The 14,286-nt window shown below is 65.0% G+C and carries 10 protein-coding genes; 3 read left to right on the forward strand and 7 right to left on the reverse strand.

Annotation, left to right across the window (positions count from 1 at the left end; genetic code table 11):
* Positions 1-17 precede the first annotated feature (17 nt).
* The gene (locus tag C6A82_RS23660; RefSeq protein ID WP_105345506.1) at positions 18-953 is read left to right on the forward strand and encodes an IclR family transcriptional regulator; all 936 of its coding nucleotides are present in this window, start codon (positions 18-20) and stop codon (positions 951-953) included.
* Here C6A82_RS23660 and C6A82_RS23665 read toward each other — a convergent pair.
* The 5 genes from C6A82_RS23665 to C6A82_RS23685 form a co-directional block, all read right to left on the reverse strand.
* A complete protein-coding gene (locus C6A82_RS23665; protein WP_105345520.1) occupies positions 950-3,046 on the reverse strand; it encodes an ATP-dependent DNA helicase RecQ in 2,097 nt (698 codons plus the stop codon). The two genes, C6A82_RS23660 and C6A82_RS23665, sit on opposite strands and share 4 nt — an antisense overlap.
* 135 nt (positions 3,047-3,181) lie before the next feature.
* Positions 3,182-4,063, reverse strand: coding sequence for a glucose-1-phosphate thymidylyltransferase RfbA (rfbA, locus tag C6A82_RS23670; protein ID WP_105345504.1), 882 nt, complete (start codon positions 4,061-4,063; stop codon positions 3,182-3,184).
* Between the two features lie 27 nt (positions 4,064-4,090).
* A complete protein-coding gene (dmpG, locus tag C6A82_RS23675) occupies positions 4,091-5,152 on the reverse strand; it encodes a 4-hydroxy-2-oxovalerate aldolase (RefSeq protein ID WP_105345502.1) in 1,062 nt (353 codons plus the stop codon).
* Positions 5,149-6,069, reverse strand: a complete 921-nt coding sequence (locus tag C6A82_RS23680) for an acetaldehyde dehydrogenase (acetylating) (protein ID WP_105345500.1) — start codon at positions 6,067-6,069, stop codon at positions 5,149-5,151. Before C6A82_RS23680 ends, dmpG begins: the two co-directional genes overlap by 4 nt.
* A 15-nt stretch (positions 6,070-6,084) precedes the next feature.
* Complete coding sequence (locus tag C6A82_RS23685; RefSeq protein ID WP_105345499.1) at positions 6,085-6,870, reverse strand: 2-keto-4-pentenoate hydratase; 786 nt, start codon at positions 6,868-6,870, stop codon at positions 6,085-6,087.
* 74 nt (positions 6,871-6,944) lie between these two features.
* Here C6A82_RS23685 and kstD point away from each other — a divergent pair, with 74 nt between their 5' ends.
* A complete protein-coding gene (gene kstD / locus C6A82_RS23690) occupies positions 6,945-8,627 on the forward strand; it encodes a 3-oxosteroid 1-dehydrogenase (RefSeq protein ID WP_105345519.1) in 1,683 nt (560 codons plus the stop codon).
* Position 8,628: 1 nt separating this feature from the next.
* On the forward strand, positions 8,629-9,489 hold the full coding sequence (locus tag C6A82_RS23695; protein ID WP_105345497.1) for a MaoC family dehydratase: 861 nt from the start codon (positions 8,629-8,631) through the stop codon (positions 9,487-9,489).
* A 140-nt stretch (positions 9,490-9,629) separates the two neighbouring features.
* On the opposite strand, the gene C6A82_RS23700 is transcribed toward C6A82_RS23695, so the two are convergent.
* Complete coding sequence (locus C6A82_RS23700) at positions 9,630-10,865, reverse strand: HTTM domain-containing protein (RefSeq protein ID WP_105345495.1); 1,236 nt, start codon at positions 10,863-10,865, stop codon at positions 9,630-9,632.
* A complete protein-coding gene (locus C6A82_RS23705; protein WP_142405964.1) occupies positions 10,862-11,428 on the reverse strand; it encodes a hypothetical protein in 567 nt (188 codons plus the stop codon). The genes C6A82_RS23700 and C6A82_RS23705 overlap by 4 nt, the downstream gene beginning before the upstream one ends.
* Between the last annotated feature and the right edge of the window lie 2,858 nt (positions 11,429-14,286).

A 14,286-nucleotide genomic window follows, 5' to 3' on the forward strand; every position in this document is an offset into this window, starting at 1 on the left:
CCGTGTAGTCTCCGCTGATGCCTCCCGACTCCGCCGGCCGCGCATCCCCGCCAACCAGACGAGTGGTGGCGATCCTGGACTTCCTGGCCGGCCACCCCGACGAGAGATTCGGTGTCTCGGAGTTGGCCCGCCGTCTTGGTCTGAGCAAGCCGACCTGCCTCGGTATCGTCAGTGCGCTGACCGACGCCGGTTATCTCGTTCGCGACGGCGCCGACAAGACGTACCGGCTGGGACCGTCGCTGATCGCACTGGGTCACCGGGCCCAGGAGTCGATGCGGGTCAGTCCGGCAGCGCGCGAAGAGCTTCGCCGGCTGTCGGCGACGTTCGGCGTCACCGCGGGTCTGTCCGCCGTGATCGACGACAGAATCACGCTGCTCGAACTGGTGGCACCCGCGGGCGTCCGGCCCGGGGTCGAGGTAGGCCAGAGCTATCCGTTCGCGCCACCGGTCGGGTTGATGTTCGTGCTGTGGGACGACGAGGCGGTACACGACTGGTTGGCCAAGGAACCCACTGTGCCGCTACACCCCTCGCGAACCGAGCCGAACCGATTGGCGCGGGTCATCGAAAGATGCCGCACCGACGGCTATCTCGTCGAACGGTTAACCCCTGGTGGCCGTCGCCTCTACTCGATGATGGCCGGGATGTCGAGCACCCTGCCCGACGAATTGCGCGCGCTACTCGGCGAGCTGGTCTCCGACATCGGGGAGCGGGTCCACCTGCCCGACGATCCCGAACGCGGCGGCAAACGGCGCTCGACCCGATTCGATATCAGCGTGATCTCGGCGCCCGTCTACGACCATTACGGCCGCCAGGTCATGGTTGCCTCGATGCACATCGGGAAGGCGTTGACGGACAACGAGATACGGGACCGAGCCAAGGCGCTGATGGCTGCCGCCGAGGCGGTCACCGCACAACTCGGCGGCACCGCACCGCGGCGTTCCGCGACTGCCTAGGAGGTGCTGGCCAGCGCGAACGGCAACACCTCGGGTGCACCCGCAGCGCGCACCACGCGGGCAGCCATCGTCAGCGTCCACCCGGTGTCGACCACATCGTCGACAAGCAGCACCGGCCCGCCAGCCGCCCGGATGGCGTCCCCGTCCGGCGGCGACCAGGAATCGGCAAGCGCTGCAACTCGATACGCCGAGTTGGCGGCCGCTACCGGTCGCCGCTGCGGCGTGTAACGCAGTGTCCCAAGGTCGGTCAGCCTGCCCAGTTCGGCCAGCCTACGGCTCAGCGACGAGATCAGCAGCGGATGCCGTTCGGAGTCCAGCGCCATAACCGCGGTCGGCCGCACCGGCCAGTTCCAGGCCGCGAGCACTTTGATGGCGGCGTCCACCACGTCGGCGGGCGCCTCGGCATCGGCGCCATCGCGGTCGGCCAGCAGCGCCCGTAACCGCGCACCCCAGCCGAGATCTGTCAGCCGTCCGATGACGCGACCCGATGCTGCTCCGTCGGTGATCCGCCCGCTGAGGCCCACCCCTAGTTTGGCCAGCCCGGACGGCCACTGTTTGCGCGGCGCCAGTTCGACTCCCGGCCGCATGAGCAGCGCCCGGGTTTCTTCGGCCTCCGCCGCGTCGACGTCTGCACCGAATCGGGTGCCGATGCAGTTGTCGCACCGACCGCACCGCTCGTCGACGTCAATGGTGGGATCGTCGAGCTGAGCGCGCAGGAATGACATCCGGCACGTATCGGTACGCTGATACTCGAGCATGGCCTCCTGCTCGCGTCGGCGAGCCTCGTCAAGGGTGCGATAGCGGGGTTCGTCGTACTCCCATGCCTGGCCGGTGGCGACCCAGCCACCCTTGACGCGCTTCACCGCACCGTCGACGTCGAGCACCTTGAGCACCATTTCCAGCCGCGACCGCCCGAGGTCGACCAGTGCCTCCAGCGCAGGCGTCGACTGCGGCCGCTCGCGATCCAATGCGTCGATCACGTTGCGCACCATGGTTTCTGACGGGAATGCGACGGACGAGAAGTAGCGCCACACGTCGTGATCCTCGCGCCCCGGCAGCAGAATCACCTCGGCGCTTTCGGTGGCCCGGCCTGCGCGCCCGACCTGTTGGTAATACGCGATCGGCGAGGACGGCGCGCCCAGGTGCACGACGAAACCGAGGTCGGGCTTGTCGAAGCCCATGCCGAGCGCGGAGGTGGCAATCAGCGCCTTGACGCGGTTGGCCAGCAGATCGGCTTCGAGTTGTTCACGCTCGGCGGCCTCGGTCGCGCCGGTGTAGGCGGCCACCTCGAAACCGCGCTCGCGCAGAAGCGCCGCGACGTCTGCGGCCTGCGCGACGGTCAGTGTGTAGACGATTCCCGAGCCGGGCAGCTGACCGAGGTGCGCGGCGAGCCACGCCGCGCGCTGCGCCGGGTTGCCCGCCGATACCACCGCGAGCCGCAGCGACTCCCGGTCCAGTCCGCCGCGCAACACCAGCGTGTCCGCGCCGCCGACGCCGAGTTGAGCCGCGACGTCGGCGACCACCCGATCGTTGGCTGTGGCCGTGGTGGCCAGCACCGGCACGTCAGGGCCGAGGTCGGCCAGCAGAGTGCGGATGCGCCGGTAGTCGGGGCGGAAATCGTGCCCCCAGTCCGAAACGCAGTGCGCTTCGTCGACGACGACGAGGCCGGCGTCGCGGGCCAGGGCGGGCAGCACCTGATCGCGAAAGTCCGGATTGTTCAGACGTTCCGGGCTGACCAGGAGCACATCGACCTCACCGCGGTGCACGCGGTGGTGGACGTCGTCCCAGTCGGCGACGTTGCTCGAGTTGACGGTGGCGGCGTGCACTCCCGCCCGCTCGGCTGCGGCGACCTGATTGCGCATCAGCGCCAGCAGCGGCGAGACGATGACGGTGACTCCGCGGCCGTCGGCGCGCAACAGTTTGGCGGCGATGAAGTACACGGCGGATTTACCCCAGCCGGTGCGCTGCACCACCAACGCGCGCCGACGCTGCACCACCAGCGCCTCGATGGCGGCCCACTGGTCGTCGCGCAAGACAGCGCCCGGCCCCGCGAGTTGTTCGAGGATCGCCTGCGCCTGAAGTCGCGTCGCCACCACCCCATCCTGCCCGGCAGGGGTGACGTCCTCAGGTCGGCGCGGCAAAGCACACTCCTATCGGTCTGCGATTGTTGGTCGCGCCGACAGGCCTATCGGGTTCCGCATGGCGCCCAGGAAAGTTGGCTAGTGGCCCTAGCGGGCGTGTTCCGCGTCGTCGTCGAGCAGAGACAGCAGATAACTTCCGTAGCCGGATTTGATCAGGAGTTCGCCGCGTTCCCGCAGCTCGTCATCGGAGACGTAGCCGAGCCGCCAGGCGACCTCCTCGGGTACGCCGATTTTCAACCCCTGGCGTTCCTCGATGGTGCGGACGTAGTTGCCCGCGTCGAGCAGCGAGTCGAAGGTGCCGGTGTCGAGCCAGGCGGTGCCGCGTGGGAGCACCTCGACGGCCAACCTGCCCTGCTCGAGGTAGGCGCGGTTGACGTCGGTGATCTCGTATTCGCCGCGGTCCGACGGGCGCAGGCCCGCGGCGATATCGACGACGTCGTTGTCGTAGAAATATAGCCCCGGTATCGCGTAGGGCGACCGCGGCGACTTGGGCTTCTCTTCCAGCGACACGACCCGGAACTGGTCATCGAACTCGACGACGCCGTATGCCGAGGGGTTCGCGACGCGGTAGGCGAATATCGTCCCGCCGTCGATATCGCTGAAGCGGCGCAGTTGCGAGCCGAGACCGGGTCCGTAAAAGATGTTGTCGCCTAACGCAAGTGCGACCGACTCGGAGCCGATGTGGTCGCGGCCGATGATGAAGGCCTGGGCCAGACCCTCGGGTGAGGGCTGAGCGGCGTAGGTGATCGAGATGCCGAATTTGTCGCCGTCACCGAGCAGCCTGACGAAGGCGCCGACGTCCTCGGGCGTCGTGATGACGAGCACGTCGCGGACGCCCGCGAGCATCAGCGTCGTCAGCGGGTAGTAGACCATCGGCTTGTCGTACACCGGCAGCAGCTGCTTGCTGGCCCCGAGGCTGATGGGGTGTAGCCGGGTCCCTGTCCCGCCCGCGAGGATGATTCCGCGCATAGGTGGGATTTTGCCAGGCGAGGCCGCTTAGCGGGCGACCGCCTCGCCGCTGTCCTGTTCGCGTTTGATCTCCAGCGCGATGTCGATGAGTTGGTCTTCCTGGCCGCCGATGAGCTTGCGCTGACCGGCGCGGTGCAGCAGCTTGTGGGCGGGCACGCCGTAGCGTTCGGATTGCCGGATGGCGTGCTTGAGGAAGCTCGAGTACACCCCCGAATAGCCCATGATCAGGGCGTTGCGGTCGAGCAGGCACTCAGCAGGCATGGCGGGTGCGACGACCTCTTCGGCGGCGTCGGCGATGTCGAAGAAGTCGATGCCGGTCTTGACGCCGATCTTGTCGAATACCCCGATCAGCGCCTCGACGGGGGCGTTGCCCGCGCCGGCGCCGAACCGGCGGCACGACCCGTCGATCTGCTTGGCTCCGGCACGAACGGCTTCGATGCTGTTGGCGACGCCGAGGCCGAGATTCTCGTGGCCATGAAAACCAACTTGGGCAGCCGATCCTAATTCGGCGACAAGTGCGGCGACCCGGTCGCGCACGCCTTCGAGCACGAGGGCGCCCGCGGAGTCCACGACGTAGACGCACTGGCATCCCGCGTCGGCCATGATGCGGGCCTGGGCGGCGAGCTTCTCGGGCGAGATCGTGTGGCTCATCATCAGAAAGCCGACGGTTTCCAGGCCGAGTTCGCGGGCCAGCCCGAAGTGCTGGATCGAGACGTCGGCCTCGGTGCAGTGGGTGGCGATGCGGCATATCGAGCCGCCGTTGTTCTGCGCCTCCTTGATGTCCTCCTTGGTGCCCACGCCCGGCAACATCAGGAAGGCGATCTTGGATTCGGTGGCCGTCTCGGCCGCCAGCTTGATGAGTTCCTGCTCGGGAGTCTTGGAGAAGCCGTAGTTGAAGCTCGAGCCGCCGAGGCCGTCGCCGTGGGTCACTTCGATGACGGGCACCCCCGCGGCGTCGAGCGCAGCGACGATCGCACCCACCTCGTCTTTGGTGAACTGGTGGCGCTTGTGGTGGCTGCCGTCGCGCAGCGACGTGTCCGTCATCCGGATGTCCCACATGGGGTTGAAGTAGATGTCGTCGATGCTCATGCTTGGCCTCCTCCGGCCGTCGCGGAAAGGCTCTCCTTCGCGATCTCTTCGCCGACCTTGGTGGCCGCGGCGGTCATGATGTCCAAATTTCCAGCGTAGGGCGGCAGATAGTCGCCCGCACCCTCCACTTCGATGAATGTGGTGACCAGCGCCTGCCCGCCGGAATTGATCGACGGATCGTCGAACTGAGGCTCGTTGAGCAGCCGGTAGCCCGGCACGTAGGTCTGCACGTCGGCCACCACGTCGCGGATGGACTGTGCAATCGCGTCGCGGTCGGCGTCCTCGGGGATCGCGCAGAAGATGGTGTCGCGCATGATCATCGGCGGATCGGCCGGGTTGAGGATGATGATCGCCTTGCCGCGCTCGGCGCCGCCGATGTTCTGCACGCCTGCGGCGGTGGTCTTGGTGAACTCGTCGATGTTGGCGCGCGTGCCCGGTCCGGCCGACGCCGACGACACCGACGCCACAATCTCTCCGTAGGGCACCTCGACGACCCGGGACACCGCATAGACGATGGGGATCGTCGCCTGGCCGCCGCACGTGACCATGTTGACGTTCGGCGCGTCCAGATGCTCGCGTAGGTTCGCCGGCGGGATCACTCCGGGGCCGACGGCCGCCGGGGTCAGGTCGACGGCGCGGATACCCGCCTCAGCGTATTTCGCCGCCGCATCGCGGTGCACGTAGGCGCTGGTCGCCTCGAACAGCAGGTCGGGCTTCTCGTCGAGGCTCAACAGCCAATCCGCACCCTCGGCGCTGGTCTCGAGGCCGAGCTTGCGCGCCCGGGCCAGCCCTTCGCTCTCCGGATCGATGCCGACCATCCAGCGCGGCTCGATCCATTCCGAGCGCAGCAGCTTGTACAGCAGGTCTGTGCTGATGTTGCCCGATCCGACGATCGCGGCGGATACCTTCTGCGGCATGGGTTCTGTGCTCCTCTACTCGAACGACAAGTGGACTGCGCCCAGCCCGTCGAAGTCTGCGACGAATGCGTCTCCCGGTGTCGCGTCGAATGCCTTCGTGCACGACCCCGGTAGCACGATGTCGCCAGCCTTCAACCGCACGCCGAAGCTGTCCACCTTGCGAGCCAGCCACGCCACCGCCGTCACCGGATTGCCGAGCACCGCATCGCTGCGGCCCTTGGCGACGACTTCCCCGTTGCGGGTCAGGGTCGCGTCGATGTTCTGAATGTCGATGTCCTTGGGCGACACCCGGGCCTCGCCCAACACCCATCCCGCCGACGACGCGTTGTCGGCGATCGTGTCGCACAGCTTGATCTTCCAGTCCCTGATACGGGTGTCGATCAGCTCGATGGCCGGGGCCAAAGCGGCGGTGGCGGCCAACACGTCGTCCTCGGTGCAGCCCTCCCCTGGCAAATCGTCGGCGAGCACGAATCCAACCTCGACCTCCACCCGCGGATACAGATAGTTCCCGGCGGTGACCGGCCTGTCCTCGAAGACGGCCATCTCGTCGAGCAGATGCCCGTAATCGGGCTCGTCGACGCCCATCATCTCCTGCATCGCCTTGCTCGACAGGCCCACCTTGTGGCCGATCACGCGCGCCCCCTCGGCAACCCGCTGCCGGATGTTGATGAGTTGGATCTCATAGGCGTCGACGACGTCGATGTCGGGGTTGCCCGTGGTCAACGGGCCGATGGGGACGCGGCTGCGTTCAGCCTGCGCCAGCTCGGCGGCCAGCTCGTCACGCACCTGGACAGTGAGCATTTTGGCGAATTCCCCTCGTGTTGTCCGACCGGCGCAGTTGTTCGTTGGCCGGGCAATTCTATAACGTGTTCTACATGACAGGACAGGAGTTCGACGTCGTCGTGATCGGGAGCGGCGCCGCCGGCATGGTTGCTGCCCTCACCGCCGCCCATCAGGGCCTCTCAACTTTAGTCGTGGAGAAGGCGCCGCACTATGGCGGTTCGACCGCCCGGTCGGGTGGTGGGGTCTGGATCCCGAACAACGAGGTCCTCAAGCGCGACGGGGTCACCGACACGCCCGATGAGGCGCGGAAATATCTGCACCACATCATCGGTGACGTCGTCGAATCCGAACGCATCGACACCTATCTCGACCGCGCCCCTGAGATGTTGTCGTTCGTCCTGAAGCACACCCCGCTGAAGATGTGCTGGGTGCCGAACTACTCCGACTATTACCCGGAGGCGCCGGGCGGCAGGGCAGGCGGCCGTTCGATCGAGCCGAAGCCGTTCAACGCCCGCAAGCTCGGCCCTGACGAGTCCGGGCTGGAACCGCCGTACGGGAAGGTTCCGCTCAACGTCGTGGTGATGCAGCAGGACTACGTGCGGCTGAACATGCTCAAGCGGCATCCACGCGGAGTGCTGCGCAGCCTCAAGGTCGGTGCCCGCACGATGTGGGCCAAGGCCACCGGCAAGAACCTCGTCGGGATGGGCCGTGCGCTGATCGCGCCGCTTCGGATCGGCCTGCAGGAGGCGGGTGTACCGGTGCGCCTCAACACCGCGTTCACCGACCTGTACGTCGAGGACGGCGTGGTGCGCGGGATCTACGTCCGCGACACCAAGGCGCCGGAATCCGCTGAGCCCGAATTGATCAGGGCCCGTCGCGGGGTGATCCTCGGCTCCGGCGGGTTCGAGCACAACGAGCAGATGCGGGTGAAGTACCAGCGCGCACCGATCACCACCGAGTGGACGGTCGGCGCCAAGGCCAATACCGGCGACGGCATCATCGCCGGTGAAAAGCTCGGCGCCGCACTGGACATCATGGAAGACGCGTGGTGGGGGCCGACGGTGCCGCTGGTCGGCGCCCCGTGGTTCGCTCTGTCGGAGCGCAACTCCCCTGGATCGATCATCGTGAACATGTCCGCCAAGCGGTTCATGAACGAGTCGATGCCGTATGTCGAGGCCTGCCACCACATGTACGGCGGCGAGTACGGTCAGGGGCCGGGTCCCGGCGAGAACATCCCGGCATGGCTGATCTTCGACCAGCGGTACCGCGATCGCTATATCTTTGCGGGACTTCAACCCGGGCAGCGCATTCCGAGAAAGTGGCTCGAGTCCGGTGTGATCGTCACCGCCGACACCATCGAGGAGTTGGCCGCCAAGGCGGGCCTGCCCGCCGATGCGCTGGCCCAAACCGTCGAGCGGTTCAACGGCTTCGCACGCTCGGGCACCGACGAAGACTTCCACCGTGGCGAGAGCGCCTACGACCGCTATTACGGCGATCCGACCAACAAGCCGAACCCCAATCTCGGCGAGATCAGCCACGGGCCGTACTACGCGGCCAAGATGGTGCCCGGCGACCTCGGGACAAAGGGCGGCATTCGCACCGACGTCTACGCGCGCGCGCTGCGCGACGACGGTTCGGTGATCGAAGGCCTGTATGCCTCGGGCAATGTGAGCGCCCCGGTGATGGGTCACACGTATCCCGGTCCAGGCGGGACGATCGGCCCGGCGATGGCGTTCGGCTACCTGGCGGCGCTGCACATTGCGGGGAAGGCCTGAGATGCCGATCAATCTCGACGAGGCGCTCGGCGCGGAGCTCGAGCCGGTCGAGTTCTCGTGGTCCAGTAGCGATATCCAGCTCTACCACCTCAGTCTCGGCGCAGGCCAGGACCCGATGGACAAGCGCGAGCTTCGCTATCTGGTCGACGACACCCCGCAGGTGCTGCCGACGTTCGGCAATGTCGCTGCGAGCTTCCACGACACACAGGCGCCGACGGTGAAGTTTCCCGGCATCGACATCGAGCTGAGCAGAGTGCTGCACGCCAGCGAGGCGGTGTCGGCGCCCGCGCCGATTCCGCCGTCGGGCACCGGCCGTGCGATCACCCGGTTCACCGACATCTGGGACAAGGGCAAGGCGGCGGTGATCTGGTCGCAGACAACGGTCACCACGCCGGACGGAAGTCCGCTGTGGACCCAGAAGCGCTCGATCTTCGCCCGTGGTGAGGGCGGGTTCGGCGGCGAGAGAGGACCGTCGACGTCCTCCGAGCCGCCGGAGCGCGCACCTGACTTCGAACTGTCGATAGCGGTGTCACCGCAGCAGGCACTGCTGTACCGGATGTGCGGCGATCGCAACCCGCTGCACTCCGACCCTGACTTCGCCTCCGCTGCCGGGTTTCCCAGGCCGATCCTGCACGGCCTGTGCACATACGGGATGACCTGCAAGGCGATGGTCGACGCACTCCTGGACGGCGATACCGCCCGGGTCGGAAGCTATGGCGCGCGGTTCGCGGGAGTCGTCTTCCCGGGGGAGACGCTGAAGGCGAGTGTGTGGAAGGAAGGCGACGGCTTTCGCGCCGTTGTGACGGCGCCCGAGCGCGACGACGCCGTGGCGCTGGCCGGGGTGGAACTGTTGCCGGCCTGATCGGGTCGACTTCGTCTATGCCTCACGCTCGATGTTCGGCACGCAGTATGTCGAGTCACGGCAAATTTGGAATTGTGACCTGTCGCCGCTGGGGCAGCTGATCTTCGGCTACTGCTCAATGGTGGCCGATTGCCGCCACCCTATCGAGCCCGGCCCCGACGCCGGCTTTTTGGCGCTCGGCGCGAAGAGGGTGCCGCCTTGGCCGGCGGGGATTGTGTTGCTCCGACCCATCTTTCACTTCCACTTGAAGAATGTATTGCTTCGACACGATTTTGCGGAAGATGATGCGGGTCGACCGCAGTGGGCTCACCATCTTCCCCAGGACCAGTACGGCCGTCGGCAGCGTTTTCCGGCGGAGCCGGCGATGTCGCGGCACTGTGGTTCAGCTGTTTTTTAGCTGCTTCCGGCAGGTCCTCTAAGGGCATCTGCTTGGCGCGCCCTGTCCGCAACACCGATATGCAGCTCATCGCCAACAATCGGACGCTATGCGGTAATCGCTCAACCGTTTCCCATGGCACAAACGCCATATAGAGCACGAACATCGCAAAACTGAAGAAGGCTACAGAAACGGTGGTCATGATCATCGTGTGCATCACTACACCGGCCAGCAACAACCATGGACGCAAACGCCGGTTCCACACGAAGATTCCAATCGCCAGCTCAAGAGCAATAGTGCCCCATGTCACCAGATTCATTAACATGGCGTTCGTCGAAAGCCATTCTGGTGTCGGCAGAACTTGAAGGTCGTCGACTCGCAAAGTGTAGGAAACCGCAGTTCCATTAGACCATGCCGTGCTTTCCATCTTCGCTCGAACAGACGCCAGGTAAATCAGTGACAATTGAACCTGCATAAGCCGTACAAGCCAGACCGATCGGCACTGTGCCGACCAAAACGATCCGGTCCTGCGACGCTGATCGAGCGACAGGGCCGCCCCACAGGAGGACAGCGCAAGAAAGAGGGCCTCGATGCGAAGCAAGTAGTCGCCAGAGTTGAATACGAATGGATCACGCCGCTGAAACGATATGACCAACACAAATACCAAGACGGCCGCCAGCCTGGCGTGCCATCCGGCCGCCAATGCAATCGAGGATAAGAGGAGGATGATCCAGCCGATCATCAGTGCCTGGTCACTGGACCAAACCTCAAATATCCCCCACCTATACGAGCGCGAAGGTTGGTGTGGCACAACTCCGTCCTCGCCGAAGAGTTCGTGCAGGTCCGGTCGCAGTGACAGAGCCCATGCCACAACGAGTGCGCCGAACGCGATCCGGATCAGACCTAATGTGTAAGCCGGCTCGGATCGAAACCAGAATGAACGCCAAGCCTCGACGACCGCACCGGGTCGCCCTCGCAAGTCGTGGAAAGATCCGATCATTGTCCCGTGGCTAGATTCTCGTTGTAGAGCGTCTTCACCGTGGTCTCTCCTGGGCCGCGATTGCCTGGCGGGGGTAATTTCTCGCTGCGGAGTATTATCTCGACGTTCGCCGCGTGCTCGGTGGGTTTGGTGGTCTTACGCATTACCCAGTGCGCGATCAGGCGCCTAACTTCCTTGTCTCGCAACACGTTGTCCTTCAATTTTCGCCAGCGGTAAGCAACAAAATCGATGCCGGTGGCATCTTCTCGGATAATCCAGACTCGCGTTTGACCGTCAGTCATCGCGACGCGCACTTCGATGGTGTCAAGGGTGCTCTGTGGCTCAGGCGTGAAAACCCCCCAGCCTTGTTCGAGACCAGTTCCGAACGCCACCGGCCTCAGGATTGGCACAAGGGTGCGTTGAATCTCTGAAGCCGGGAAATTCCATACCGCGCCGATCAATACAACTGCGATGACCAGCCCGCTGATCGCTACCTGGCCGATTTGTGAGTCCTCGAACCTCTGCTGAAGTGTGTCGAGCTTCCTCCAGCGCACACTCCAAACCTTTCCGGTGCGGCCTGTCACTGCTGAACCTGACTAGGACTCGAGGCAGCAGGGAGCGAAATTAGGTCGGCTGGCGCAAATCTCTTACCCATCGCGCGCATACGTCAACCTTAAGTGTCGACAGAGTCAATGGGCGCAATAGTCGAATTTTCAGTCTCCGCTTATGCCCTGGTGACTCTTTCGCGAATTGCAAACCGCCAAGCGCCTATTGATGCACGCTGCGCAGCCGAGCTGCTACCGGTATGACACCTCACCTGGTTGCCCGTTGCTGTCTATGTTCCGGCAATGGATAGCCGGCCAATGGGAAGAACTCATGACAACGGCCTAAGCGGGGCCTCACAGATCAGTGTTTCGAGGACTAACTGCAGCGAGGCCGACGCGTACCGCTTCACAGCAGGTGCCTCTCACAGTTTTGCGGGAGCGCCGGCTACCGTGACGCTCCCGCAAACAACTGTAGTTTTGTCGAACTCGCGATCTCAGCGGTCCGCCGAAGTCCTCAATCGAAGAAGCCGAAGAACGCGCCGGCCAACTCCTCGAACAAGCCCGGATGACCCTGACCCTGGCCGCCGAACAGCAGCTGCACCAGACCCGGATCCGAATTGCCCGGACCGCCCAGGAAGAACCCGACCAGATCGAAGTCCTCGAACAACCCCGGCTTGGAATTACCCGGGCCACCGAAGAACAGGTCGACCAGACCCGGATCCGAGCCACCCGGACCACCCAGGAAGAACGAGCTGATGGTGTCGAAGAACCCACCAAAGCCGTCCTGAGGAACCGCCAACGCCGCAGCCTGCCCCTGACCCGGCCCGTCATCGAAGAAGCCGAAGAACGCGCCGGCCAACTCCTCGAACAAGCCCGGATGACCCTGACCCTGGCCGCCGAACAGCAGCTGCACCAGACCCGGATCCGAATTGCCCGGACCGCCCAGGAAGAACCCGACCAGATCGAAGTCCTCGAACAACCCCGGCTTGGAATTACCCGGGCCACCGAAGAACAGGTCGACCAGACCCGGATCCGAGCCACCCGGACCACCCAGGAAGAACGAGCTGATGGTGTCGAAGAACCCACCAAAGCCGTCCTGAGGAACCGCCAACGCCGCAGCCTGCCCCTGACCCGGCCCGTCATCGAAGAAGCCGAAGAACGCGCCGGCCAACTCCTCGAACAAGCCCGGATGACCCTGACCCTGGCCGCCGAACAGCAGCTGCACCAGACCCGGATCCGAATTGCCCGGACCGCCCAGGAAGAACCCGACCAGATCGAAGTCCTCGAACAACCCCGGCTTGGAATTACCCGGGCCACCGAAGAACAGGTCGACCAGACCCGGATCCGAGCCACCCGGACCACCCAGGAAGAACGAGCTGATGGTGTCGAAGAACCCACCAAAGCCGTCCTGAGGAACCGCCAACGCCGCAGCCTGCCCCTGACCCGGCCCGTCATCGAAGAAGCCGAAGAACGCGCCGGCCAACTCCTCGAACAAGCCCGGATGACCCTGACCCTGGCCGCCGAACAGCAGCTGCACCAGACCCGGATCCGAATTGCCCGGACCGCCCAGGAAGAACCCGACCAGATCGAAGTCCTCGAACAACCCCGGCTTGGAATTACCCGGGCCACCGAAGAACAGGTCGACCAGACCCGGATCCGAGCCACCCGGACCACCCAGGAAGAACGAGCTGATGGTGTCGAAGAACCCACCAAAGCCGTCCTGAGGAACCGCCAACGCCGCAGCCTGCCCCTGACCCGGCCCGTCATCGAAGAAGCCGAAGAACGCGCCGGCCAACTCCTCGAACAAGCCCGGATGACCCTGACCCTGGCCGCCGAACAGCAGCTGCACCAGACCCGGATCCGAATTGCCCGGACCGCCCAGGAAGAACCCGACCAGATCGAAGTCCTCGAACAACCCCGGCTTGGAATTACCCGGGCCACCGAAGAACAGGTCGACCAGACCCGGATCCGAGCCACCCGGACCACCCAGGAAGAACGAGCTGATGGTGTCGAAGAACCCACCAAAGCCGTCCTGAGGAACCGCCAACGCCGCAGCCTGCCCCTGACCCGGCCCGTCATCGAAGAAGCCGAAGAACGCGCCGGCCAACTCCTCGAACAAGCCCGGATGACCCTGACCCTGGCCGCCGAACAGCAGCTGCACCAGACCCGGATCCGAATTGCCCGGACCGCCCAGGAAGAACCCGACCAGATCGAAGTCCTCGAACAACCCCGGCTTGGAATTACCCGGGCCACCGAAGAACAGGTCGACCAGACCCGGATCCGAGCCACCCGGACCACCCAGGAAGAACGAGCTGATGGTGTCGAAGAACCCACCAAAGCCGTCCTGAGGAACCGCCAACGCCGCAGCCTGCCCCTGACCCGGCCCGTCATCGAAGAAGCCGAAGAACGCGCCGGCCAACTCCTCGAACAAGCCCGGATGACCCTGACCCTGGCCGCCGAACAGCAGCTGCACCAGACCCGGATCCGAATTGCCCGGACCGCCCAGGAAGAACCCGACCAGATCGAAGTCCTCGAACAACCCCGGCTTGGAATTACCCGGGCCACCGAAGAACAGGTCGACCAGACCCGGATCCGAGCCACCCGGACCACCCAGGAAGAACGAGCTGATGGTGTCGAAGAACCCACCAAAGCCGTCCTGAGGAACCGCCAACGCCGCAGCCTGCCCCTGACCCGGCCCGTCATCGAAGAAGCCGAAGAACGCGCCGGCCAACTCCTCGAACAAGCCCGGATGACCCTGACCCTGGCCGCCGAACAGCAGCTGCACCAGACCCGGATCCGAATTGCCCGGACCGCCCAGGAAGAACCCGACCAGATCGAAGTCCTCGAACAACCCCGGCTTGGAATTACCCGGGCCACCGAAGAACAGCGTCACCACG

Origin of the sequence: Mycobacterium sp. ITM-2016-00318 (assembly GCF_002968285.2) — a bacterium.
Taxonomy (GTDB): Bacteria; Actinomycetota; Actinomycetes; order Mycobacteriales; family Mycobacteriaceae; genus Mycobacterium.